The sequence below is a fragment of the Oleiphilus sp. HI0125 genome (genome assembly GCF_001635355.1).
Genome location: NZ_LWGF01000428.1, coordinates 1 through 465, shown reverse-complemented (window position 1 = coordinate 465; position 465 = coordinate 1). Strand labels below are relative to the sequence as shown.

General features: G+C 47.5%; 1 protein-coding gene. It reads left to right on the top strand.

Going from position 1 to position 465, the window contains the following annotated elements:
• Positions 1–465, top strand: a 465-nt coding sequence (locus A3762_RS05735) for a glutamate synthase-related protein (RefSeq protein WP_255375033.1), incomplete at both ends; no start/stop codon positions are given.

The window sequence follows — 465 nt, the reverse complement described above, 5'->3', positions numbered from 1 at the left end:
AGGTATTTCTCCTATCTCCTTGGACGAGGTAGAGCCAGTTGAAAATATCTTCCCGCGTTTTGACTCTGCAGCGATGTCTTTGGGGGCGTTGTCTCCTGAAGCACACGAAGCATTAGCTGTTGCGATGAACACTCTAGGTGGCCGTTCTAACTCTGGTGAGGGTGGCGAAGATGTCGCGCGTTATGGAACTGTTAAACGTTCTAAGATCAAGCAGGTTGCTTCGGGTCGTTTTGGTGTTACACCGCATTATCTAAGCAGTGCTGAAGTTATTCAGATTAAAGTTGCTCAGGGTGCAAAACCTGGTGAAGGTGGTCAGTTGCCTGGCGGTAAAGTCAACGACTTGATCGCAGAGCTTCGTTATTCTGTACCTGGTGTGACGTTGATTTCTCCTCCGCCTCATCATGATATTTATTCTATCGAGGATCTGGCTCAATTGATCTTCGACTTGAAGCAGGTTAATCCCGA